This window comes from Bacillus sp. sid0103, from assembly GCF_019219025.1.
This window is the reverse complement of sequence record NZ_JAHUWN010000010.1, coordinates 39,515-64,681: the sequence shown is the minus strand read 5'-3', so window position 1 is coordinate 64,681 and position 25,167 is coordinate 39,515. Positions and strand designations below refer to the sequence as shown.

The following is a 25,167-nucleotide window of genomic DNA, read 5'->3' as shown; positions in this document are numbered from 1 at the left end:
ATGGCTACCATCAAAGATATTGCACAAATTGCCGGGGTATCCATTGCTACTGTATCCCGGGTTTTAAATTATGATACGACTCTTTCCGTTAGTGATGAAACCAAGAAAAGAATTTTCGAAGTGGCAGAGGAACTATCATATAAAAAGAAACCAGCCCGTAAGCAGGAGTCGGGTAAGATTGCCCTTTTGCAATGGTATACAGAAAAAGAAGAACTGGAAGATTTATATTACATGTCGATTCGTCTGGGTGTTGAAAACCAATGCCGGCAGCATGGGATTCAGGTCGATAAGTATTTCCAAGACAACTATGGGGATTTGAAGGAAGACGATATTCAAGGGCTTATTGCGATTGGGAAATTTAGCAAGAAGCAAGTGAGTGACCTCGTCAAAATTACAAAAAATCTTGTCTTTGTGGACACCTCTCCAGACGAAGATCGGTTCGATTCGATTGTTATTGACTTTGAAAGAGCTACAAAAAAAGTAATTGATCACTTTATAAAAAAGGGTCATGAGAAAATCGGGTATATCGGCGGCAGAGAAGTGTTTAAAGACAAAACATCGATGATTGAAGACCCAAGGGAATTGACGTTCAAGCGCTATTTAGCAGAAAAAGGGCTGCCTAATGAAGTGTGTATGTATGTAGGCTCTTTCTCAGCTGATGATGGTCACGCCTTGATGAAAAAGGCGATTAATGAGCATGGTGATCAATTACCGACAGCCTTTTTTGCAGGGAATGACTCACTTGCAGTAGGCGCATTAAGAGCGCTTTTAGAGGAAGGAATTGCTGTCCCTGACCGAGTGAACATCATCGGTGTCAACGATATCAGCATCTCTAAATATGTCTTCCCATCCCTAAGCACGGTTAAGGTCTATACCGAAATCATGGGTGAAACCGCTGTAGACACCCTGTTGGAGAGAATAGCAGGAAGAAAAACAGCCAAAAAAATATCCATCGCCACAGAACTGGTCATTCGGAATAGTAGCTTTTAACCTAATAAAAAACTAAAACAGGCCGATTTGTCCACCTAAGGTGGACAAATCGGCCTGTTGTCTTTTGGTGGTGCCTGACACCATTTATTTGCCACCGTTTACTTAGTGTTTGGGTTGGTTTGTGCTGCCAGCCATTCCATGATGGTGGTTGTTTTTCCGTTGATTATGTCTGTTGGCGCATTATTGTATACATAAATCCAAGACCAGTGTCCGTTGTATTCATATGGAGTGCCATCCGCTTTGGTATATAAACCGGAGGTATCAACTACCTTATCAAATAATGATAAATGGACATTTTTTGCTCCAACTTCGACTAAGCGTTTATACGTAGGTTCAACATATTGAGTTGTGATAACTACTGGATCGGCTTTAGCGGCAATGAACCACATTGGGAAATCCTTCATTTTTTGAATTTGTCCATCTGTAATTAAGTTATCCCCTAAGGCTTCACATGTTGGGAATGCTGCGGCAAAGTAATGGGTATAATCCCTCGCCATCAGCATGGTCATATATCCGCCGTTAGAGTCACCGCCAATGTAAATTCTGCTGGTATCAACGTCTTTGTGATTAGCTACATAATCCTTAATTAAAGACATTAAAGCATTCTCATATTTGGAGGTTCCATCTCCAAATCCGTTTAAACCGTCCATCCAAAAAGTCGGAGTTTGAGGGGCCAGAACGTAGGCACCGTCAAAGTAGGATTGAATATCCTTTGAAGCAAAGTTTGCTGCTTTATTAGCTGAAAGTGGAATCGTTGGATCTGTGCCGCCTTCACCCGCGCCGTGCAGCCAGATAATTAATGGGTTTTTATGATTGTCAGTTGCTGGCGAATAGTCCGCATAAGTTAAACTAACATTGTCATAGGTTCCCTTTCCCGTTGAAAAATCATCTACCAGTTCTCTTGTTTCCCTTGCGAATTGGTCGACAACTAATCCTGAAATCGTTCCTGCACTTGTTTCAATATCCTTTTGCTGTGTGATGGTATATTTCATATCAATCCAATCATTAAAACCAGTAGTAGCCCAATCATAGTTAAGAGGTGAACCTAGGGATACATCAGGGCCAATTTTCATTTCTAAGACGACATATTTACCTGTTTGGACAGCAGGATTGCCGTCTTTATCTGCTACATATGCTTTAGTAATTGTTCGGTCGCCTTCCTCTAGCAACGGTGTTTTTAACCGTTTATCGCTTCTGGCCACATGTACTTTGAAGGTAGCTGTTGTAACAGAGTCCTTTGGTATCGGTTTCCCAACATTAACAATTACTTTCGTGGTTGCTGCTCCCCAATCTTCAATCTCTGTCACGGTTTGATAGGATGTGGGCTGTGTATTGATTTGTTTAGCGAAAACGTTTGTATTGAGAGATAAAGTCATGGTTGCAGCCATTGTGGCCAATATGGCCCCTTTTTTCACTTTTTTAAGCATTTTCCTTTACCTCCAAAATGTTATTTTTAGGATGTCCATATTACTACTCTACTGATTGTATTTTGATAGAGTTTCTAATTGCACATCGGGTCCATTGTCATTGTCTACCTCGGCAATGATTTCTTTGTCCACTTTAAAATCAAGCGTCCCTCTGATATCGACAGAAGAAGCTCCAACTTTGAATTTATAGGTACCTTTTTCAACAATCCAAGAGGAAGTAGACTCATCAAACGAAGCGATATCCTTTGGATCAATAAAGAAGTTGAATGTTTCTTTTTGACCTGGCTTCAGCTCACGGGTTTTTCCGAACGCTTTCAACTCAATCGCTGGTTTTTCTAACTTGCCGTCAGGTGCACTTACATAAAGCTGCGGAGCTTCCTTTCCAACCAAGGAACCTGTATTGGCTACTTTAAACGAGACTTTGATTTTATTTGATAAGGTATCTTTATTTAATTTAAAGTCGCTATAATCAAACGTTGTATAGGAGAGTCCGTAACCAAACTCGTAAGCTGTTTGTTTATTAAAAGTAGAATAGTAGCGGTAACCAACGTAAATGTCTTCCTTATAATTTACTAAGTTTGGATTGCCGTCTGAGCTTGGGAAGTTCGCATAACTTGGCGCGTCCTCTAATTTAACTGGGAAGGTCTCTGGAAGTTTTCCTGATGGATAAGCTTTTCCTGACAGAACATCTGTCAAAGCGTTTCCTGCTTCCATCCCAGGCTGCCAAGATAATAAAATGGAGTCTACAGAATCTCTCCAGCTTACAGTGTTAAACGGAGCACCAACGTTTAAGACTACTACTACCTTTTTATTAACAGTGTGATATGCATCAGTAACTTTTTTGATTAGTTCTGATTCTTTTGCAGACGGTTCAAAGGTTGTTTCATTTCCATCTGCCCCTTCTCCAGACCCTCTAGCAATCACAATCACACCAATATCTGAATTCTGTGCCATATATGCGGCATCTTCAGCAGTAAGATTTTCATTAACCTCAGCACCGCTGGCGTTCGTGTTAACAGGTATATATCCTCCATTTTTCAGGCCTTCTGGAAGTTGTACGGTATGAGTTGGTGTTACATAGGCGCTTCCGGTTCCCATCAAGAACATTTTTGAAGCAGCATTATCTGTAGTACACGCAGAAGCAGGGGTACCAAATCCACAGCTTGGCATTGTATATGAGTTACCAACAATTCCGACCTTTTTCACTTTTTTATCGAAAGGAAGCGCTTTGTTCTCATTCTTTAATAAAACCATGCCTTCCGGTGCAGCCTCTCGTGAAAGTTTTGCATCGGCAGAAGCAAGGTCAGAACTTACGCTTAGTTTCGTATTGTCAGCCGTACTTAATTTTTTAAATGTTGGGGATTTGACTATTAAGTTAAGGATATTCTCAATTGCCGTATCAAGTGTTACCTCTTTTAGTGAGCCGTCTAGAATAGCTGCTTTTACCGCCGTTTTGCCAGCGACACTTAAACTTGGCATGGACAAATCATTACCACCGTTTAACATCGCTATACCATTGTTTTTAGATCCACCCCAGTCAGTCATGACCATGCCATTAAAGCCCCAGTCACTTCTTAATACATCATTTAACAGCCAAGAGTTATGAGCAGAGAAAGGTCCATTAATAGAATTATAGGAACTCATCACTGTCCATGGGTGTGCTTCTTTTACTACTCTCTCGAATCCAGATAAATAAATTTCTCTTAAGGCGCGTTCAGAAATAATCTCATTGACTGACTGTCTATTTGTTTCCTGATTATTAGCGGCAAAGTGCTTCATGCTAACACCCACACCTTGATCCTGAACACCTTTTGTAAATTCGGCCGCCATTTCTCCACTTAAGTATGGATCTTCTGAATAATATTCGAAGTTTCTTCCACCTCTTGGATCTCTGTGAATATTCAATGCCGGTCCTAATATAACATCTACGCCATAATCAAGGGTTTCTTTTCCCATCGCACTAGAAACCTGGTACATTAAATCCTTATTAAAACTAGCAGATAATGCCGAGGGAATTGGGAAACCGGTTGTCGACTTATTTGCAGTTGATCCAAATCGAAGCCCAGCTGGACCATCGGCAAAGGTAAGCTTTGGAATACCAAGCCGTGGAATTGGAAACGTTCCGCCAGCAGCCCCTGTTACTGCCGCCCCAGCTCCTCCAATCAAATCCACCTTTTCGTCCAGCGTCATGGCCCGGATAACTGCTGGAATGGAAGCTTGGTCCACTAACATCGGTGTTTGCTCCTGAACCGCACCAGTTTGTACACTACCATTGTCTGTAGTAACAGCCGCAGCATTAACTTGTAATGGTGGCTGTTCTTCTGCAAGTACTCCTGAACCAGATGACAATAGCATTAAAGTAAACATGGATGAACTCAGAACTTTGTAATAACCCCTCACGCCTAACAACTCCTTCTTTTAAATGAAAACCCTTACATCCCAAAAGTTAACATGTAATGTATAATTCAATAAGTTACAAGAGGTAGCATTAAATTGTGAATTACTAGATTAATTTGTTATAGACTGAATATTCAATAAATTATTAAAAAGTCAAGAGGAATTGTACATATTTCTTAGACACTATTTGACATGATATAAGATATAGGGATATTCAACTGTAAAGGAGATCCGTTTAAACTCTTTTTATCGATTCTTAGTCCCTTTCAACTAAAACAAAATAGTGAAGATTTTCGCAATAATGTCCAGAAAATTATCAATAATGTGAAAATTCATTTAAGTTAAACTACTAATGAAAGCGTTTTAATTTGCGAGTGTGGAAAATTTAAACTAATTTGATGGGGGTATTAGAATTATGTTAAAAAAATTGAAGAAAAAGAAAAAGTCAAAATTACTAGCATTTACGCTTACATCTTCATTACTTCTCTCAGGACTCACTTTTGACATTGCATCCGCTCAGAGTCAAAATTCAACAACCGTTCAGCAAGCTCAAACTTCTGCCGAACAGACATCAACTTCTTACTTAACAGATGCGGCATCGATTGACAGTGTTATTAAAGCTATGACCCTAGAGGAAAAAGCTAAATTTGTTGTGGGTGTAGGGATGCCTGGATTCGGGGGGATGCCTCCATTTGAAGTAGTTGGAGCTGTAGGCGGTACGTTTGGAATTCCCCGTTTAGGTATTCCTGAGCTGAGGTTCGCTGACGGTCCGGCCGGCCTTAGAATCAGACCGACAAGACCAGGTCAAACGCAAACTTATTATGCAACCGCTTTCCCGATCGCGACGGCTCTTGCATCCACGTGGGATCCTGCAACAGCAGAAGCAGTAGGTCAAGCACAGGGAAATGAAGTGAAAGAATACGGTGTCGACCTATTATTAGCACCGGCACTCAATATCCACCGTAATCCATTGAATGGACGAAACTTCGAATACTACTCAGAGGATCCTTTAATTGCAGGAAAAATGGCTGCAGCGATGGTAAATGGGGTACAATCGAACGGCGTTGGCGCGACAATCAAGCACTTTGCTGCTAATAACCAGGAAACAAACCGGAATAGCATTGATACCGTCGTATCTGAACGAGCTTTAAGGGAAATTTATCTTAAAGGCTTTGAAATCGCTGTTAAAGAATCCCATCCATGGTCGGTTATGAGTTCCTATAACAAACTGAATGGAACATACACCTCTCAAAGTGCTGACTTGCTAACAACTGTTTTGCGTAAGGACTGGGGCTACACAGGGTTTGTCATGACAGACTGGTTTGGCGGGGATAATCCGGTCGAACAAATGAAAGCAGAAAATGACATGATTATGCCAGGTTCAGCAACCCAATCTAATTTGATTAAAACAGCTGTGGAAAGTGGAAATTTAGACGAAAAAGTGCTTGACCGTAATATTAAGAACATTCTCCAGATTGTCATCCAAACACCTGAGTTTAAAAAGTACCAAAACTCAGACAAGCCTGATTTAGCTGCTCACGCGCAAACAGCTCGAAAAGCAGCTTCAGAAGGGATGGTTCTCTTAAAGAACGACAAGATGCCGCTGCCTATCAGCAAGGAGCAGAAGGTCGCTTTATTTGGCAATACACAAATCGAAACGGTTAAAGGGGGAACAGGAAGCGGCGATGTCAATGCGGCTTACACCACTTCTATTGTTGATGGATTAAAGAGTGCTGGATACCAATTAAATCAAAGTTTACTTCAGGAATATAAAACATATATTGATACATTGCGCTCGCAAGATCAGTATAAAATTAAACCAAGTCCATGGGGTGAAGATTTTGGAAAGTCCGTCCCTGCTATTCCTGAAAAGCCCCTAGCAGAAACCGAAATTACCGCTGCTTCAAAAGCATCGGATATCGGCATCATCGTTATTGGGCGAAATTCTGGAGAAGGTGCGGACCGTAAAGTGGTAAAAGGGGATTATTTATTAAGTGATGCAGAAAAAGACATGATTTCGAACGTATCATCAGAATATCATAAGCAGGGTAAAAAAGTAGCTGTTATTTTGAATATTGGCGGGCCTATCGAAGTAGCCAGCTGGAGGGATAAGGTTGATTCAATCCTGTTGGCATGGCAGCCAGGCCAAGAAGCAGGTTATGCTGTTGCTGATGTTATTTCCGGTAAAGTCAATCCGTCCGGAAAATTACCAACTACCTTCCCTGTAAAATACAGTGATGTTGCATCAGCAAATAGCTTCCCTGGTACGCCTGCTGAGAACCCAACACAGGTTATCTATAACGAAGACATTTATGTTGGCTATCGTTACAATACCACGTTTAATGTGAAGCCTGCTTATGAATTCGGTTATGGATTGTCGTATACAAGCTTCGATATTAATCATTTAAATATTAGCGAAGGCAAGAAATTTAAGGACAAGCTTAAGGTATCCACTATGGTGGAAAATACGGGCAAGGTCCCTGGAAGAGAGGTCGTCCAAGTGTATGTTTCCGCCCCAGATGGAAAACTTGAGAAACCTGCTGTTGAACTAAAAGCCTTTGGTAAAACAAAGGAACTTAAGCCTCATCAGCGTGAGCTTCTTCAATTCGAGCTTAATGCCAAAGACCTTGCCTCCTTTGATGAAAAGGAAAATGCATGGGTTCTTGAAAAGGGCACATATACAGTAAAAATTGGGGCGTCCTCAGAAGATATTAAAGAGTCGGCTACATTTACAGTAGATCACGATATGGTCGTTGAAAAAGTTAACGAAGCATTGGCACCGAAAGTTGACTTTGAGAGACTTGCTAAATAATTAGAAAATAATAAAAGAATGGTAACAGCCTTCATTGAAAGAGAGTGGAGGCTGTTTTATTTGAGGTCCTTTCCACTAAAAGTTCGTTGTTGATTTTTTGGAATTCTCGTATAATAGCCGTAGTCAGACTGGCAGAGAGGTTAGGGAGGTACTATGAGCAAATTGTCCATCATGGCGTATACAGTTGGGATTCTATTTTTTCTTGTGAGTTGCTCATTTTCAATCTTTTATGGGTATAAGGTAGTTTCACATGAATTACCTAAAGAAGAAAAGACACTAGAAAAGTTTGATTATCATATTGTTCTTGTCCCTGAGGAGTTAGATAACGAATATTGGAGACTAGTAGAAAAAGGGGCAAAGGAGGCAGCTGGAAAATATGGTGTTCAGCTGGAATACGCTGGGCCGAAACAGGCAAATATTGATGATCATGTAAAAACAATTGAAATGTCGGCTGCTTCAAAGGTTGATGGGATCATTACTCAGGGATTGAGTGACGAACAATTTACTCCACTTATCAATCGGGTTGTAGCGAAGGGAATCCCTGTCATCACGGTCGATACGGACACCTCGAACAGTAAAAGGATGGCCTATATTGGAACGGATAATTATTATTCCGGCTTTTTAGCAGGGAAAGCTTTGATAGCGGATACAAAGGGTAATGCCAATGTAGCAATTATTACGGGAAGCTTTTATGCAAACCATATGCAGCAGCGAGTTAAGGGATTTCAGGATGCTGTAAAAGCACAAAAAAGAATCCATATCATAGCTGTGGAAGAGTCAGAGATTAGCAGAGTGAAAGCAGCAGAAAAAGCCAATCAAATTTTGCAGGATCATCCTGAGGTCAACGCTTTCTTTGGGACAAGTGCCTTAGATGGCATAGAGATTGCCCAAGTGGTTGAAAAATATAAAAAACAGGATCAAATTTATATTATTGGCTTTGATACACTACCGGAAACCCTTAGTTTAATAAGAAAGGGAACCATCAAGGCAACCGTTGTCCAGGAGCCATTTCAAATGGGTTATGGGGCAGTAAAAATGATGATTGATCTAATTGAGGGGAAAAAGGTTTCGCCTATTGTCCATACGGATACTCGAATTTTGAGAATAAAAGATTTATCCGTGAATCATCCGGACAGAATGGGGGAGCATGAATGATGTTATTTCGAATTAGATCAAAATTGCTGCTTTATTTCATTGTCCTTGTGGTTTTGTTAACTTCAGTCGGGTTCTTTTTCTATAACAGCAGTGAAAAGCTGATGACGGAATATGATGACAGCTTTGAACGATTTCTTTTGCTTAATGATATTTCGCAAAGATCCAATTTAGTTACGGAAAAGCTTCATGGGTATATTTTAGATAAGGATGAATCCTACCTAAAAGACTATCGAAAAGAAAAGCTAAAACTTATTAAAGATCAGAAGAGACTTTATAAAGTAATCAATACAAATGAGATTACGCTTACAAATTATAAAAATATGATTGACAGTTTTTTGGATGAAGGCGATGCAACTGTAGGTGCCTTTAGGCAGGACGAGATTAATCAATATTCGAGTCATTTTAATGAGGTATTGAAAATAAACTCATTCCTTCAAGAAAGCACTCTTGCGCTATTAAACAATAAGCTGACTGACTATCAAAAATTTTATAATCAAATGGAGCAGCAAAACCATTTTTATAAGCTCATGTCGATTTCCCTTTTTGCAGCTGCTTTTTTTCTAAGCACTTTGTTAGCATTATGGATTTCCGGCGGGATTACGAAGCCGATTAGACTGTTATCACATGCAGCAAAGGAGATTTCAATTGGAAACTTAGAAGGTAATGATATAAAAATTACGACAAAGGACGAACTAAAGCCATTAACAGAAACCTTTAACCAAATGCGTACGAACCTTAGACAGCTGGTAAATGAAATCAAACAACAGGGAGAGCTGGATAAGTTATTAAAAGAATTAGAGTTACGGAGCTTGCAAAACCAAATTAATCCTCATTTTTTATTCAACACATTGAATACGGTTTCAAAATTGGCCTATTTGGAGGAAGCTGAACAGACTTCGAGATTAATAGAAGCCGTGGCTGCAATACTTCGGTACAACCTGACCGATTTTGATAAAGCTTCAACATTAAGAGAAGAAGTAAGAATTGTCCAGGAGTATTTTTATATTCAACAAACTCGCTTTGGAGAACGGATTTCTTTTATAACCGACATCGAGGAAGATTGTTTAGATATTGAAATCCCTAGTTTAATTCTTCAGCCATTAATCGAAAATGCCTTTATGCATGGTGTGGAACACTACGAAGAAGATGGCGTCATCAGGCTCCGTATTTACCGCCACAATGACCGGGTCAATGTTGAGGTCATTGATAATGGAGCAGGGATGGATGAGTACACAAAAAAGAGATTGCTTAATTATGTCGAATGTGCTGAGCCGGAAGAAGGATATGAAGCGGAAAAATCAAAAAGCCACTCGAATGGTATTGGAGTGAAAAATGTGATTAGACGGCTGCAACTCTTTTATCAGAGAAATGACATTTGTGAAATTGAGTCAGAGCATTTACGCGGGACAAATTTTAGACTAACAATTCCTGAGGCTGTTAAAGGGGGAAGCACGCTTGTTGAAAATTCTTATTGTGGATGATGAAGTCCTTGAGCGAACGGCGTTAACGAAAATCATTAGCAGTTCTTCAGAGGGCGTAATGGTCATTGGCGAGGCACCCAATGGAAGAATCGCGATTGAAATGGCTACAGAACACAATCCTGATATCATTTTTATGGACATAAAAATGCCGGGAATTGATGGTGTTCAGGCCGTCAAAGCCATAAAAAAAACCAACCCTGGCATTCGATTTATCATGGTTTCTGCCTTTAATACGTTTGAATATGCAAAAGAAGTGATGCAGCAGGGGGTGAAGGAATACATCTTAAAACCAAGCAGAAAACAAGATATCCTTGCAGCATTAAAGCGCGTTTCCGATGAAATTTTTGAGGAGAGCAAACAGCGAGAAGAACAGCAAAATCTGCGGGAAAGCCTGGACCGGGCTGTATCAATCGCCCAAAAAGAATGGGTATCGACTGTATTAGTGAATCAGGTTCAGGATATTACCTTTGATGAATGGGGACAACTCCTTGGGGTTGAAATTACTTCCGGCTACATCATGCTATTCTCGCTGCGGTCCAAGGGGAAGATCGAGCTAACGGCAGAGGAAAAACAGAACTGGTATTTTTGGCTTAAGGATACCCTTAATTCTGTCATGATTAAACAGGAAATGATGGTTGGGCCGTTAACCGATTCACAAGTACCAGTCTTATTCCTATGTAAAAAAGCAACGGAAAAGGTCCATTTTAAAACCAATGCCCAGGCCGTCATCGATAACCTGAACAGTCTCTTTGAAAAAAAACACTTCAATGCTGAACTAAGGATTGGGGTTGGTCTTCCTTATAATCAGGCTAATGAATTAAATAAATCCTATCTTGAAGCGCTCATGGCCCTACAGCACCTCGCGAAAACTCCAAACCGGAAGTATTTATTTGCGGTTAAACAGGGTTCGGCCGAATTGCCATCCTCATCTGGAGTGTTAGAAATAGAGAAGAAGCTATTAGAGGCCATTCGGCAGGGAGACGTCAATCAAGTCTTGTTTATTTTTGAATCATTTGCCACCATGCTGGCTGAGGACAAGAATATAAAAGGAGCCTTAGTGAAAAAGTCCTTTGACGAAATGTTTATTCTCGTTTCCCGAATGCTCCATGATTTAGGCATAAGCTATGAACGAACACCTGCAGTGGAAGAGTCTGAAGATATTATGGAGATTTTTGAAAAAGGCAAAGCCCATTTATTGGCGGTCGTCCATCATGTTCAGATTTGGAGAAATGATCATGCGAAGGGAATGCTCTATAAAGCGAAGGAGTATATCGAAACGCATTATGCTGAATCGATCACCTTAGAATTAGTGGCAGAATATGTGGAACTTAGTCCATATTATTTCAGCAAATTATTTAAAGATCGATTTGGGATGACCTTTATTGATTATTTGACGGAAATAAGAATTAGGCATGCCAAGTCTGAGATGGTTGACCCAGGAAAAAGCTTGAAAGAAATATGCTACTCAATTGGTTACAAGGACCCAAACTATTTTAGCCGCGTGTTCAAAAAACACACAGGCTTATCGCCAACTGAATTTCGAAAAGTTACAGTAAGTTAATATTATTATTCTAAAAGACTAATCCGCAGGAGTGGATTGGTCTTTTTTTGATTTGTGGATAAATGACGTGAAAATAAAGCGTTTGCAAAAAAATCTAGATAATCACAAATTAATGCTAGACTTTTGAACTATTGAGGAACCCCCCCTCATGCTAACATATCTGTAAGGGCTTACACTAAGGTTAGCGAGGCGTTGTGCTGCTTACCAGAGTCTTTACTAAATAGTAAAAGGAGAATGACAACATGTTTAAAAAGAAAAAAGGTTTAATTCTATCTTTGACAGTTGCATCTAGTATTCTATTAGCAACAGGCTGCAGTGATTCAACTAGCGGTACAGATTCTGGCAAGGGCAGCAGTCTTCCAGCAGTTGGTGCGACGATTTACAAATTTGATGACAACTTCATGTCTTATGTTCGCCGTGCAATGGAAACATCAGCTAAAGACAACGTTAAGCTTATGTTGAATGACTCTCAAAACGACCAGGCAAAACAAATTGAGCAAGTGGATACACTTATTGCCAAAGGAGCTAAGTCTCTAGCCATTAACCTAGTTGACCCAAAAGCAGCTCAAACCATTATTGATAAGGCAAAACCAAAAAATATTCCAGTTATCTTCTTTAACAAAGAGCCAGATGCGAGCGTATTAAAAGGCTACGATAAAGCTTACTATGTAGGAACAACATCTTCAGAATCAGGTGTTCTTCAAGGTCAATTGATCGCAAAAGCTTGGGAAGCTAACAAAGATAAATATGATAAAAATAAAGATGGCAAAATCCAATACGTATTATTAAAAGGTGAGCCAGGACACCCAGATGCAGAGGCACGTACAAAATTTGCTGTGGATACTGTAAAAGAAAAAGGTATTCAGATGGAAGAATTAGCAATGGATACGGCGATGTGGGATGCAACAAAAGCTACCGAAAAAATGGATGCTTGGTTAGCTAAGTACAGTGACAAGATTGAATTCGTAATCGCTAACAACGACGGAATGGCACTAGGTGCAGTTGCTTCTCTTGAAAAAGCTGGGTACTTCTCTGGTGACAAGTTCATGCCAGTCGTAGGTGTTGACGCGATTCCTGAAGCACTTGAAATGATTGAAAAGGGCAAAATGGTTGGTACAATCTTGAACGACGCGAAAAACCAAGGTAAAGCAACAATCGAACTTGCAGCAAATGCAGCAAAAGGTAAAGACGTATTAGACGGAACAGAATGGAAACTTGACGACAACAAAGCAGTTCGTGTTCCTTACATCGAAGTAACAAAAGATAATATCCAAGTTGGTAAAGACGCATATAAGTAAGAACTAATATAGAAGAAGCGCCTAGTCCAGGGGTTGGCACCAGCCCCAAGGCGCTCTTCGAACGAAGGAAAAGGGGTCACTTTTCTTTCGTTCGGAGTATGACTCCACCTGAAACTGGAGCTGGACACCGTTTTTTGAAAAAAAAATTCTTCTAACAAATTTAGATGACACGCCTAATCCGTGTCATATATCTTCAAATGGTTTAACAAGGAGGTTCGCTCATGTCAGAATCCAGTACTACCAATTTACTTGAAATGCTAAACATAACCAAACGATTCCCTGGGGTACTTGCTTTAGATAATGTGTCCCTTAAAGTAAAGCCCGGGTCGGTGCATGCCTTAATGGGCGAAAATGGGGCAGGAAAATCGACACTCATGAAATGTCTATTCGGTATTTATTCAATGGATGAAGGCAAAATTCTTTTTGATGGAAAAGAGGTTTCCTTCGCTAATTCGAAGCAGGCGCTTGAAAATGGAGTATCGATGGTGCACCAAGAACTAAATCAGGTGCGTCAACAGAATGTTATGGATAATATCTGGCTGGGCCGTTATCCAAAAAAAGGTATTTTCATAGATGAGAAGAAAATGTATGAGGATACAGCAGCGATTTTTAAAAGTCTCGACATTAATATTGACCCACGCAGTAAGGTGAGTACGTTATCCGTTTCTGAAATGCAAATGGTGGAAATTGCAAAGGCTGTTTCCTACCATTCGAAAATTATTGTAATGGACGAACCAACCTCATCACTTACTGAGACGGAAGTAAATCATCTCTTTAGAATCATCAGAAGACTTCAAAGTGAGAATGTAGCGATTATCTATATTTCTCACAAAATGGAGGAAATCTTAAAGATTTCGGATGAAGTAACGATCATGCGGGACGGTCAATATATAGCGACGAAAAGCGCGAAAAATATAACCACTGACGAAATCATCAAACTGATGGTTGGCCGTGACTTATCACAACGCTTCCCTGCTAAGGTAAACAAGCCAGGGGATGTCATTTTAAAAGTCACTGATTTGACTGCAGAAACACAGCCTTCTTTTTCAAATGTTAGCTTTGAACTAAGAAAAGGCGAAATATTAGGGATTGCTGGCTTGGTTGGTTCCAAACGGACAGAAGTTGTGGAAGCCCTATTTGGAATAAGGGCAATAACATCTGGAACGATTGAATTAAATGGCAAAGTGGTTAAGAACCATTCGCCGCAGCATGCCATCAAAAACGGCTTTGCCCTTGTTACAGAAGAAAGAAGATCGACAGGGATTTTCCCAGATTTGAGCATCAGTTTTAACTCAATCATTTCGAACATGAAACAATATAAACTAAAAAGCGGGTTCTTATCAGACCGCAAAGTTGCCGACGATACGCAATGGGTAATTGATTCCATGAAAGTAAAAACCCCGTCGCAAAAAACATCTATCGGCAGTCTTTCAGGTGGTAACCAGCAAAAGGTGATTATCGGGCGCTGGCTGTTAACAAAACCGGAAATTTTATTACTAGATGAACCGACACGAGGAATTGATGTTGGGGCAAAGTTTGAAATTTACCAGTTAATTAACGAGTTAGCTGCTGAAGGAAAAGGAATTATCATGATTTCTTCAGAAATGCCAGAGCTATTAGGTGTTTCTGACCGAATTTTAGTTATGAGTAATGGAAAAGCAGCAGGGATCGTAGAAACGGCAACAACGTCCCAAGAAGAAATCATGCGCTTAGCAGCTTTGTATTAGGAGGAGATGCAAATGAATAAATCAGCTACACAAAAAAGCAGTATAACCAAATTGCTCTTTGATAATGTGATATATGTCTTTTTAATCCTACTTGTCATTGGAATCGTAATCGCTTCTCCTGACTTTCTATCAGTTACAAACCTGATCAATATTTTAAGCCAATCCTCTTCCCGAATTATCATCGCACTCGGGATGGCAGGAATTCTGATTACCGCTGGGACAGATTTATCCGCCGGACGATTGGTCGGGCTTGCGGCGGTTGTGTCTGCATCTATGCTGCAAGCGGGCGATTATGCTTATAAAATGTATCCGAATTTGCCTGAATTACCACTAATTGTTCCAATCTTAATTGCTATGGTTGCAACTGGTTTAATTGCTACATTAAATGGTGTGATTGTCGCTAAATTACACGTACCACCGTTCATTGCCACATTAGGTATGATGATTGGTGTATACGGAATCACTTCTATCTACTTTGACCGCCCGCCATATGGTGCACAGCCAATAGGTGGATTAAGCGAAAAATTTACAACATTTGCCCAACGTGGGATTCCAATTGGATCATATGAACTTCCATATCTAGTTATTTATGCGATTGTAACAACTGTGATTATCTGGGTTATTTGGAATAAAACTCAATTAGGTAAAAACATGTTTGCAATCGGGGGGAACCCTGAAGCAGCAAAAGTATCTGGTGTTAACGTTGCAAGAAACCTGATTATTATCTATATGATTGCAGGTCTATTATATGGCTTCTCTGGTACGCTTGAAGCTGGTCGTGTTGGTAGTGCGACAAACAATACAGGAAACATGTACGAACTCGATGCCATCGCAGCCTGCGTGGTTGGTGGTGTATCCCTATCTGGTGGGATTGGATCAGTACCAGGCGTAGTAACCGGGGTATTAATATTCCAAATCATCAACTACGGACTAGCCTTCCTTGGCGTAAGCCCATACATCCAATTCATCGTAAAAGGACTAATCATCGTAGTAGCCGTAGCCTTCGACATGCGCAAACACGCAAAGAAAAAATAAGATTATTGGTGTCAGGCACCGTCCGTGGACATTTGTCCACGAGTGGTGCCTGACACCTTTTTTCATACAAACTATCAAACAATTTGGAGGTTGGATTTGATGTTTTGTCTAATGACAGGGCTTGGCAGTGGTGTATAATAAAGATATTGACTGAATATTTACATAATGAATCGCACTGTCAGCGACCTTTGGGTCCAAGAGCACCTTCCTAACGAGAATAGCAAATTTTCGTTTTTATCCTCCATGTGATCTTTGAAACAGATACCATGCACGTAATCTCATTTAAAAAAAGGGGAGTGTTTAATCATGCAACGACAAAAGTTATTGATTAATGGAGAAAGACTGAAAACGACATTAGAACAATTTGCAAACTTTGGCCGTACAGAAAACAATGGGGTTACAAGGCTATCTCTTTCAAAGGAAGATATTCGGGTGAGGGATTATTTCCGTGCTTGCTGTGAGGAGTTGGGGCTAACAGTCACTGTTGATGATATGGGCTGCATGTATGCAACATTGGCTGGCACTGAAGATAAACCGCCAATTCTACTTGGCTCCCATTTGGATTCGGTGAAAAAAGGCGGCCGTTTCGATGGTGTCTTAGGGGTCGTGGCTGGTTTAGAAGTGGTCAGAACGTTGGTCGAAAATCAAATTAAACCACAAATCCCAATTACAATTGTGAATTTTACGAATGAAGAGGGGGCAAGGTTTGAACCATCGATGATGGCATCAGGCGTGCTCTCCGGAAAATTTGATAAGGAAGTTATGTTGAAAAAGGTAGATTCAGAGGGAGTTACCTTTGGGGAGGCCTTAAAGGCCAGCGGCTACGAAGGGGAAGTGGAAAATCGTTTGAAAGAGGCTGCTGCCCTTTTAGAACTCCACATTGAACAAGGCCCTATCCTTGAAAAAGAAGAGTTCTCAATCGGTGTTGTTGAATGTGTGGTAGGGATGGCCTGTTATGAGATTGAAGTAACAGGAGAATCTGATCATGCCGGCACCACCCCTATGAATATGAGGAAAGATGCCCTGTTTGCTGCCAATAACTTAATCAATGAAATTCGCAGGCGGTTGGGGGTATTGGATGAAGAGCTAGTCTTTACAATAGGCAGGGTGAACGTGTACCCAAGCATCCATACAGTCATTCCAAATAAGGTGATCTTTACTTTAGAAGCCCGCCATAAAGACATGGAAATTGTCCGCACGGTTAAAAACTTCATCGAAGCACTCCCAACATTAACGTCTTTAAATGAGGGCTGTGAAGTCAAAACAACAAAATTATGGGAGCGGGACACAGTCTGGTTTGAACCAGAAATCTGCAAGGCGCTAGAAGAATCGGCCCAGTCGCTAGGGTATTCCAATAAAAGAATGGTTTCAGGTGCTGGTCATGATGCCCAGTTCATTGCTAGTTTCGTGCCGACAGCGATGCTGTTCGTTCCTAGTATTAATGGAAAAAGCCATTGTGAAGAAGAATTAACCACGTGGGAAGACTGCGAAAAAGGGGTTAATGTTTTATTGGATACGGTTTTAACCATGTTGGCAAAATAGTAGATATTAATAGAGACCTTTTCGCGATGCGGAAGGGTCTATTTTTTTGATTAGGCTCTGTTAACCTTGGCTGTTGATTTCTACTTCAGGCGCGTGCGGTCCGGGGAGACTCCTTGTCGCTGCGTTCCTGCGGGGGTCTCCCCAGCCCCGTCCTCCCGGCCAAGAGCTCGTTGAAGAGGCTGGCTATATAAAAGCGATTGAGGATTAGGAATGATTGACGGTGTCAGATTAAAAAGCGAGGAGCATGCCCAAATGCTCCCCGCTTTTTTTATATCGATCTGTTTAATAAGACTCTTTGACAATATAGGTTTCGCCAAGAATTTCTCTTAATACGTAATCATTGGATGGAAGGGCTTCTTGTATGAATGTGTTCACTTCAGTAGGTTCGAGGTCATACAATACTTCGATTTCTTTTGCGAATAATAACCCTTCTTTTTCAAGGAGGTTTGTAAGCAACGGCGGTGTCTTTCCTTTTACGGATTCAGTTCCTCCTAGTATCTGTTCAAGTCCCTTTATATAGTTTTCGAGCGGACGTGAACCAACGATTTTGACGCCTTTATTCTCTTCATTTACCATAATCACGGTTGGAAATCCACGCACTCCAAGGCTTTTGGCAAATGTCAAATCTTGACTTAAATATTCAAGCCCATCTGAAAGACCGGATTCTCGCACTACTTGTTCCCCATTCAACCCAATCTGATTGACGATGTTAATCAATACTTGCTCATCCCCGATGTTCTGGTTAAAGGCAAACACCGCTTCTCTCGCCCGGCGTAAAAAAGTACGTGCTAGATGTTCATCCTTTTGTTGAACCATTTTAAATACACGGGAGGGAGTATAAGAGGATTGGACTGGATTATCAAGCCATAATGTACCGTCAATAGGCATGCGGGAGTACTCTCCTACTTCACGCCAGTGACCAGCAACATCTGAAGGGCTGCCGATGCCATTGGCTACGTCAGCAAATCCATCCCAATTTTCAAGCAACCCCCCCATCACTGTATGTAATTCAAAGTAATGTCCAAACTGCTCTTCAAATTTGCGCAAAACGGGCTCAAGCGCCCAGCAGTGGGAGCAAATGGGATCCGTTACATAATAAAGCGTAATTTTCTTTTGAGGTTGGTTTAGATCAATTGTCTCTAAATCATTATCTGATGTTTCACCACACACGCCTGTTTCTAAATCACACACCATTTTATTAGTCATGGTTATCCTCTTTTCTTTATTTGTTCTTATATTTCTGCGCCCATTGCTGGATGGGGCCAAGTGCCATTGTCAAGGTTTTTCCTTTTTCAGTAAGTAGGTACGAAATATGGACGGGTGAACCAGCCGTTACTTTTTTTTCAATTAACCCGAACTCAACCAGTTCATTTAGTTTTAACGAAAGGGCTCTCGGTGTAATATCTGCTATGTCCCGTTTGATTTCTGAAAAATGGGCTTGACCGTTGGGGCAGAGGGAAAGGTAATGGATTATAAGTCCATTCCACTTTTTACCTAATATTTCAAATGAATATTCCAAATAAGGGCAAATTTCCAATATACACACCTCACTTACTTTTAGTATATATGATATAAAAAATATATCAAGTATAAAAAATATACTGCATTTTCTTAAATGCTAGCATTTAAGAAAATGCCCTAAACAGGAAAGGGTGTAGTCGACCTGATTGTGACAGAACTCGCTGCTTTTCGTGTAACCACAGAAGGAGTGATACTAGAAGAACTCCAAGATGGTGCCGAACTTGAAACGGTTAAGGAAAAAACAGAAGCTTCATTCAAGGTTAATCCAGCCATTTTAAAAGCAGCAAGGTAAAGGGATTCCGAAAATACGGAAAATTCCGCCTCGTCGGAATCGAATAACCAATAATTTCCGAAAATCCGGAATGTTAATCAAATATTATAAGCAGGATATTGTGTTTACGAGTTATGTAAAATAAAAATTTAGTATAATACTTGTATGATAATAAAGAAAATTTATATTTTTCTAAATTTAGTTACGAATCTTGGCATGGAACTTGCATTTAAATAAGGTGAGCTTTTGGTTGTAAACGCTTACCTAACAAGGGGTTCTGAAGCTTACTTAAAAAACAAAGGGGGATTTCAATGCAATTACTTATTATTCTTTTATCACTAGGGTTATTAATGTTTGTTGCCTACCGAGGATTTTCAGTTATCTTATTTGCACCGATTTGTGCACTTTTAGCTGTTTTACTTGTTGACCCAAGCCATGTTTTACCGTTCTTTTCCGGCGTGTTCATGGAAAAAATGGTCGGATTTATTAAATCCTACTTCCCGGTATTTTTATTAGGAGCGATTTTTGGAAAAGTGGTTGAAATGTCCGGGATTGCAGAATCGATCGCGAAGACGATCGTCCGTCTCCTTGGTGCAAAACGAGCGATGCTAACTATCGTATTATTAGGCGCTATATTAACGTATAGCGGTGTAAGCTTATTCGTAGCTGTTTTTGCTATTTACCCATTTGCTGCCCAAATGTTCAGAGAAGCAAATATCCCTAAGCGCTTAATCCCAGGAACGATCGCACTTGGTGCTTTCACATTCACAATGGATGCCCTGCCAGGGACTCCACAAATTCAAAACGTTATTCCCATTGCTTTCTTTAAAACAGATATTTATGCGGCACCAACACTTGGCATTATCGGCGCTATTTTTGTCTTAGGACTTGGACTCTTATATCTAGAAACACGCAGGAAAAAAGCAGCAAAAGCAGGAGAAGGCTATTTTGGATTTGGAAATGAGAATGCAGCCGCATTGGATTTGGCCAAGGCAAATCATAAGGAAGACGTAGTTGTTCCGGATTTAACTTCACAGCAATCTGTATTGAGACAAATCATGGCGTTTGTACCGCTTGTGTTAGTAGGGGTTACAAACAAACTGTTCATCACCTACATCCCAAAATGGTATCCGAACGGATTTGATTTTTCTGCGATTGGTTTAAAGGCTTATACAGTAGATGTACCTACTGTTGCAGCTATCTGGGCCATTGAAATGGCGCTAGTAGTTGGGATTATCACGACACTTGCCTTTGATTGGAAACGAGTAACCGTGAACTTTAAAGAAGGACTTAACTTAAGTATTGCCGGCGCCTTGCTTGCGACAATGAATACGGGTGCCGAATATGGATTTGGTGGAATTATTTCTTCTCTTCCTGGATTTACAAAAATTAGTGACGGCATTTCTAGTACCTTTACAAATCCACTTGTTAATGGTGCAGTTACCACAAGCTCCCTTGCGGGTATTACCGGTTCTGCCTCTGGTGGTATGGGGATTGCCTTAGGCGCAATGGCTGATAAATACAATCAGGCGATTGCAGCAGCAAATATTCCACCAGAAGTTATGCACCGTGTCGTTGCGATGGCATCCGGTGGAATGGATACACTTCCACATAACGGCGCTGTCATTACGCTGCTTGCCGTGACAGGATTAACACACAAGCAATCGTACCGCGACATTTTCGCCGTAACGATTATTAAAACGGTAGCCGTTTTCTTCGTTATTGGTCTATATACTTTATTTGGGATTATCTAAATCGTGGCGTGAAAATATAGAAAAATAGTTTTCTAGTTATTAAGGAGGATGCTCGTATGAGCAAATCATTAGAAGGAAAAACAGCATTTATTACCGGGGCTGCAAGTGGTATTGGATTAGAAATCGCGAAGACTTTTGCACAAGAAGGAGCAAAAGTGGTGATTTCAGATGTAAATGCTCCCAAAAGCGAAGAAGTGGCTGCTGAACTAAGAGAGCAAGGACTTGAAGCTATTTCTGCGCCATGTGATGTTACCAACGAGGAAGCGTTTAGAAGCAGCCTTGAGTTTGCTAATAAAACCTTCGGCAGCCTTGATATTTTAGTCAATAACGCAGGAATGCAGTATGTATCTCCCATCGAGGAGTTTCCTACTGAAAAATTCGAATTACTAGTCAAAATCATGTTAACCGCTCCTTTTATCGGGATTAAAAATGTATTCCCGATCATGAAGAAACAAGGTTTTGGTAGAGTCATCAATATGGCTTCGATTAATGGTGTGATCGGGTTTGCCGGCAAGGCTGCCTATAATAGTGCCAAGCACGGCGTCATTGGTTTGACCAAAGTGGCGGCTTTAGAGGGTGCTGCGGACGGAATCACCGTAAATGCTCTCTGTCCAGGCTATGTGGATACACCACTGGTAAGAAACCAATTGGGAGATTTAGCAAAAACTCGGAATGTCAGTTTAGATCGTGTCATTGAAGAAGTACTCTTTCCGCTAGTTCCGCAAAAAAGGCTTTTATCGGTAACAGAAATTGCAGATTACGCGGTCTTTTTAGCAAGTGACAAAGGAAGAGGAGTAACAGGTCAAGCAGTCATTCTAGACGGCGGATACACTGCCCAATAATTGCAAATAGTGAATCCTATTCGATTGTTCGAATAGGATTTTCATTTTGTATGAAAATACTTCCAATTTCTCAATCCTATGTCGTTATTTGATATAATGACAATGTCTAATGTGCAAAGGTGGGAAAAGAATGTTCGAAGGGCTTGAGGGAATCCCTGTTAATTGGCATAAGCAAATTATTAATCTATTAGCAGAAAGAATTGTCGTCGTTGATCATAATGGTATTATTCTTTACATAAATGAAGCATATTGTGAGTTTTTAGGAACAACCGTGAAAGATGCCATCCACCGGCCTGTACAGGATGTCATTGAAAATACACGCATGCACATCGTCGCCAAAACAGGGCAGAAAGAGCTTGCTGCTCTTCATCCGATTAATGACAGTGAAATGATTGCAAACCGTTTCCCCATCATGGAGGATGGAAAAGTAGTCGGAGCAGTCGGAACAGTCATGTTTCGTACTCCTGAGGAATGGCGGATGTATAAGACCAAAATACAAGGGCTTGTCGAAGAATTAAAGTATTATAAAACCAAACTTGAAAAAGATCTGAGAAGTAAATATCAATTCCATAATTTAATTGGAAAAAACTCTACTTTTCTAGCAACAAAAAAATTAGCAGAAAGAATATCTGGAAGCAACTCATCCGTTTTATTGATTGGCGATTCTGGGACAGGTAAGGAATTATTTGCCCATGCCATCCATAATAGCAGCATGCGGGCATCCTTGCCTTTTGTGGCGATTAATTGTGCCTCCATACCTGAACATTTGCTAGAATCGGAACTATTTGGATATGATGACGGTGCATTTACAGGAGCAAAGAAAGGCGGCAAGAAGGGGCAGTTTGAAATTGCTGACAGTGGAACCCTTTTTCTAGATGAAATTGGGGATATGCCACTCTCGATGCAAAGTAAACTTTTAAGAGTCTTACAGGAAAAAGAGGTTCAACGCGTTGGTGGTCAAAGGTCTATTTCTGTAGATGTACGAATCATTGCAGCGACCCACCGGGATTTAGAGAAGTTGGTGGAGGAAGGAAAGTTCCGACAGGATTTGTACTACCGATTAAATGTGATCAAATTAGAAATTCCCCCACTTCGCGAACGAAAAGAAGATATTCCACTCATCTCTCAAAGTCTATTAAAAAAATTAGAGAGAAAATTTTACCGCAAAGGTATTGAGCTATCGACTGAAGTAGAAGAAAGACTAATGCAGCATGCATGGCCAGGAAACATTCGGGAGCTTGAGAATGTATTGGAACGATCCATTAATGTTCTAGATGGGAAAACGATTGAAGTGGTCCACCTGCCACTTTACTTACGTGAAATAGAGCATAAGACTACCTTTGTTAATGCTGCAAATTCCTCCAATCTTTTGTCGGCCCGAGAAACGCCGTTACAGATTTCTCCATTAAAAGAAACGCTTGCTCTTGCCGAAAAGGAAGCAATTCTAAATGCGTTAAAAGTGGCAAACGGCAATAAGCAGGATGCTGCTAAATTACTGAATATCGGGAAAACGAGTTTTTATGAAAAGTGCAAGTTATATGATATAAAATAGCAATAATTCCCTATTTGTAGATGGGAATTATTCTCAATGTATAAAAGAAAATTATTGTTATGGTAATAGTATCAACTCTAGTTTATGATAAGAGGAAATATTTCGAAAATATTCGGAGTGGGTGGAAGTAAGTTGATCTTGTTAGACTATATTGTTAATCTCGCAATTTTTTCACTGCTGGTGAGTACACCTTTAGTCATCTTTTCATTTATTAAATTTAGACCCATTAAGCTGATTCGCATTTGGACCTCTCTATATGCAGGAGTAGTTTCCGTTATCCTAATTATGCTGTCATTCCAACAACAGGAGTATTCATATGATATCAGGTATGCCCCTGTGATTCTCATTTTTGCCTATCTTGGGCCAGTGGCAGGATTAATTACAGGGCTAATATCCTTACTCACAAGATTGTTGACAAGTGGTCATTGGTACCCGGCTATTATTGGCTGGGGATTCTTGATGATGGGTTTTTCAGTCATTTATTACTATATTAAACGACTCACAGCGATTAAAAGAAGTTTCATCTTATTTGCTGCCTATATTGTGATGTATGGAATCATTGTCATTGTTTTTAACATATTTATTGATAACCCTATCTTTCATATCCAATATTTATTATTTGTGATGTTAGGGGTTATCATTGGTGCATTGCTTGTTGAGTCATATATGAAGCTGCATAGATTAAATACTAGATTAACAGATATGTATAGGCTGGTTGAAGGAAGTGAATCCAAATACCGTCTTATCGCTGAGAATACATCCGACTTGATCATGGTTATGGATAAAGAGCAGGCGATCAGTTACTTTTCTCCTTCACACAAGATGGTTTTAGGGTTTCAATGCTGCGAGCTTGAGAGTTTTGAATTATGTAAGTTTATTCATCCTGACGATGTGAATCGGTTTCGATCGACCGTTAAATTGATGTTTGACAAGAAAGAATCACAATCAATGGAATTCCGATTAAAACACAAAGAAGGACATTGGATTGAATTCGAGTCACGCTGTATGCCTGTAAAAGGAGAGAATGATCTCATCGCAAATATTGTGATCATTAGCAGAGACATCTCTGAACGAAAGCAAGCTGAAGAAATTCTACTGCGATCGGAGAAATTATCGATTGTTGGGGAGTTAGCAGCAGGAGTAGCTCACGAAATCAGGAATCCACTAACCACGCTAAAAGGCTTCATGCAGCTTTATAAAAGAGGGGATAGTTCGATAGATGAATTGCTCCTTAGTGAGTTGGAGCGGATTGAAACGATTACGAGCCAGCTGCTTACTTTAGGGAAACCCCAAGCCGTTCAACTAAACCGAACGAATATCCTTGAATTAATTGAATGTACGCTTGAACTACTAGCCCCAGAGGCTTTGATGAGTAATATCCAATTTAAGCTGGATTTTGAAGAAGCTGCTTACTTTATAATCTGCGAGAAAAATCAATTAAAGCAGGTTTTTCTAAATATACTAAAGAATGCAATGGAAGCTATGAAAGACGGGGGAGAAATTCATATCACCCTTCAGAGAGGAGCAGAAGATGAGTGCATCATTTCTGTACAAGATCAAGGCTGCGGAATCCCTGAAGAACTGCTTCCTCGTTTAGGCGAACCATTTTACACACTAAAGGAAAAAGGCACAGGCCTCGGATTAATGATTAGTCATAAAATCATCAAACAACACCAAGGCAGCATTACCTTTAGCAGCAATGAAAAAGCAGGAACCTTAGTCGAAATAAAACTACCATCCGCTAGTTGAGTATGGTGAATTTAGTGATATGAGTGTCAATTTGTGTGTAGATCTGGGTGTTA

18 protein-coding genes are annotated in these 25,167 nt (G+C 40.3%); 14 read left to right on the top strand and 4 right to left on the bottom strand.

Annotated features, from left to right (window positions below; genetic code table 11):
• Positions 1–990, top strand: a complete 990-nt coding sequence (locus KW850_RS12855) for a LacI family DNA-binding transcriptional regulator (protein ID WP_218347973.1) — start codon at positions 1–3, stop codon at positions 988–990.
• A 98-nt stretch (positions 991–1,088) separates the two neighbouring features.
• On the opposite strand, the gene KW850_RS12850 is transcribed toward KW850_RS12855, so the two are convergent.
• Together KW850_RS12850 and KW850_RS12845 are read right to left on the bottom strand one after the other, a co-directional pair.
• Positions 1,089–2,378, bottom strand: coding sequence for a prolyl oligopeptidase family serine peptidase (locus KW850_RS12850; RefSeq protein WP_374226329.1), 1,290 nt, complete (start codon positions 2,376–2,378; stop codon positions 1,089–1,091).
• An 87-nt stretch (positions 2,379–2,465) separates the two neighbouring features.
• Positions 2,466–4,817 (bottom strand): glycoside hydrolase family 3 C-terminal domain-containing protein, encoded by a 2,352-nt coding sequence (locus KW850_RS12845; protein ID WP_218347971.1) that lies wholly within the window; start codon positions 4,815–4,817, stop codon positions 2,466–2,468.
• Between the two features lie 412 nt (positions 4,818–5,229).
• On the opposite strand from KW850_RS12845, the gene KW850_RS12840 reads away from it, so the two are divergent.
• The 8 genes from KW850_RS12840 to KW850_RS12805 all read left to right on the top strand — a co-directional run bounded on the left by KW850_RS12840 (position 5,230) and on the right by KW850_RS12805 (position 17,425).
• Positions 5,230–7,626 carry a beta-glucosidase gene (locus KW850_RS12840; protein ID WP_256358228.1) on the top strand — a complete coding sequence of 799 codons (2,397 nt, stop codon included), beginning with the start codon at positions 5,230–5,232 and terminating at the stop codon, positions 7,624–7,626.
• Positions 7,627–7,779: 153 nt separating this feature from the next.
• Positions 7,780–8,781 (top strand): sugar-binding protein, encoded by a 1,002-nt coding sequence (locus KW850_RS12835; RefSeq protein WP_218347970.1) that lies wholly within the window; start codon positions 7,780–7,782, stop codon positions 8,779–8,781.
• Positions 8,778–10,262, top strand: coding sequence for a sensor histidine kinase (locus KW850_RS12830; protein WP_308128793.1), 1,485 nt, complete (start codon positions 8,778–8,780; stop codon positions 10,260–10,262). Before KW850_RS12835 ends, KW850_RS12830 begins: the two co-directional genes overlap by 4 nt.
• Positions 10,237–11,823, top strand: coding sequence for a response regulator transcription factor (locus KW850_RS12825; RefSeq protein ID WP_218347969.1), 1,587 nt, complete (start codon positions 10,237–10,239; stop codon positions 11,821–11,823). Before KW850_RS12830 ends, KW850_RS12825 begins: the two co-directional genes overlap by 26 nt.
• A gap of 242 nt (positions 11,824–12,065) precedes the next feature.
• Positions 12,066–13,121, top strand: a complete 1,056-nt coding sequence (gene mglB, locus KW850_RS12820; RefSeq protein ID WP_218347968.1) for a galactose/glucose ABC transporter substrate-binding protein MglB — start codon at positions 12,066–12,068, stop codon at positions 13,119–13,121.
• A 221-nt stretch (positions 13,122–13,342) separates the two neighbouring features.
• Positions 13,343–14,848, top strand: coding sequence for a galactose/methyl galactoside ABC transporter ATP-binding protein MglA (gene mglA / locus KW850_RS12815; RefSeq protein WP_218347967.1), 1,506 nt, complete (start codon positions 13,343–13,345; stop codon positions 14,846–14,848).
• A gap of 12 nt (positions 14,849–14,860) precedes the next feature.
• Positions 14,861–15,883 (top strand): galactose/methyl galactoside ABC transporter permease MglC, encoded by a 1,023-nt coding sequence (mglC, locus tag KW850_RS12810; RefSeq protein ID WP_218347966.1) that lies wholly within the window; start codon positions 14,861–14,863, stop codon positions 15,881–15,883.
• Between the two features lie 306 nt (positions 15,884–16,189).
• A complete protein-coding gene (locus KW850_RS12805) occupies positions 16,190–17,425 on the top strand; it encodes a Zn-dependent hydrolase (protein ID WP_218347965.1) in 1,236 nt (411 codons plus the stop codon).
• Positions 17,426–17,707: 282 nt separating this feature from the next.
• Here the strand turns inward: KW850_RS12805 and KW850_RS12800 are convergent, their stop codons facing one another.
• Positions 17,708–18,631, bottom strand: a complete 924-nt coding sequence (locus tag KW850_RS12800; RefSeq protein ID WP_218347964.1) for a DsbA family protein — start codon at positions 18,629–18,631, stop codon at positions 17,708–17,710.
• A 16-nt stretch (positions 18,632–18,647) separates the two neighbouring features.
• Positions 18,648–18,962 carry a winged helix-turn-helix transcriptional regulator gene (locus tag KW850_RS12795; protein WP_218347963.1) on the bottom strand — a complete coding sequence of 105 codons (315 nt, stop codon included), beginning with the start codon at positions 18,960–18,962 and terminating at the stop codon, positions 18,648–18,650.
• A 132-nt stretch (positions 18,963–19,094) separates the two neighbouring features.
• Between KW850_RS12795 and KW850_RS12790 the strand changes: the two genes are divergently transcribed.
• The 5 genes from KW850_RS12790 to KW850_RS12770 all read left to right on the top strand — a co-directional run bounded on the left by KW850_RS12790 (position 19,095) and on the right by KW850_RS12770 (position 25,114).
• Positions 19,095–19,238: a hypothetical protein gene (locus KW850_RS12790; RefSeq protein ID WP_218347962.1), complete on the top strand. Its 144-nt coding sequence runs from the start codon at positions 19,095–19,097 to the stop codon at positions 19,236–19,238.
• A 290-nt stretch (positions 19,239–19,528) separates the two neighbouring features.
• Entirely contained in the window at positions 19,529–20,971 is a 1,443-nt protein-coding gene (locus KW850_RS12785) for a GntP family permease (RefSeq protein WP_218347961.1), read from the top strand.
• A gap of 56 nt (positions 20,972–21,027) precedes the next feature.
• The gene (locus tag KW850_RS12780) at positions 21,028–21,813 is read left to right on the top strand and encodes a 3-hydroxybutyrate dehydrogenase (protein ID WP_218347960.1); all 786 of its coding nucleotides are present in this window, start codon (positions 21,028–21,030) and stop codon (positions 21,811–21,813) included.
• Between the two features lie 130 nt (positions 21,814–21,943).
• Positions 21,944–23,365 carry a sigma-54 interaction domain-containing protein gene (locus tag KW850_RS12775; RefSeq protein ID WP_218347959.1) on the top strand — a complete coding sequence of 474 codons (1,422 nt, stop codon included), beginning with the start codon at positions 21,944–21,946 and terminating at the stop codon, positions 23,363–23,365.
• Between the two features lie 132 nt (positions 23,366–23,497).
• Complete coding sequence (locus KW850_RS12770) at positions 23,498–25,114, top strand: ATP-binding protein (RefSeq protein ID WP_218347958.1); 1,617 nt, start codon at positions 23,498–23,500, stop codon at positions 25,112–25,114.
• Positions 25,115–25,167 lie beyond the last annotated feature (53 nt).

Coding starts and splice junctions, on each gene's coding strand:
- KW850_RS12855 (WP_218347973.1), top strand. CDS start 1: ATGGCTACCATCAAAGATATTGCACAAATTGCCGGGGTATCCATTGCT.
- KW850_RS12850 (WP_374226329.1), bottom strand. CDS start 2,378: ATGGCTGCAACCATGACTTTATCTCTCAATACAAACGTTTTCGCTAAA.
- KW850_RS12840 (WP_256358228.1), top strand. CDS start 5,230: ATGTTAAAAAAATTGAAGAAAAAGAAAAAGTCAAAATTACTAGCATTT.
- KW850_RS12835 (WP_218347970.1), top strand. CDS start 7,780: ATGAGCAAATTGTCCATCATGGCGTATACAGTTGGGATTCTATTTTTT.
- KW850_RS12830 (WP_308128793.1), top strand. CDS start 8,778: ATGATGTTATTTCGAATTAGATCAAAATTGCTGCTTTATTTCATTGTC.
- mglB (WP_218347968.1), top strand. CDS start 12,066: ATGTTTAAAAAGAAAAAAGGTTTAATTCTATCTTTGACAGTTGCATCT.
- mglA (WP_218347967.1), top strand. CDS start 13,343: ATGTCAGAATCCAGTACTACCAATTTACTTGAAATGCTAAACATAACC.
- mglC (WP_218347966.1), top strand. CDS start 14,861: ATGAATAAATCAGCTACACAAAAAAGCAGTATAACCAAATTGCTCTTT.
- KW850_RS12805 (WP_218347965.1), top strand. CDS start 16,190: ATGCAACGACAAAAGTTATTGATTAATGGAGAAAGACTGAAAACGACA.
- KW850_RS12800 (WP_218347964.1), bottom strand. CDS start 18,631: ATGACTAATAAAATGGTGTGTGATTTAGAAACAGGCGTGTGTGGTGAA.
- KW850_RS12785 (WP_218347961.1), top strand. CDS start 19,529: ATGCAATTACTTATTATTCTTTTATCACTAGGGTTATTAATGTTTGTT.
- KW850_RS12780 (WP_218347960.1), top strand. CDS start 21,028: ATGAGCAAATCATTAGAAGGAAAAACAGCATTTATTACCGGGGCTGCA.
- KW850_RS12775 (WP_218347959.1), top strand. CDS start 21,944: ATGTTCGAAGGGCTTGAGGGAATCCCTGTTAATTGGCATAAGCAAATT.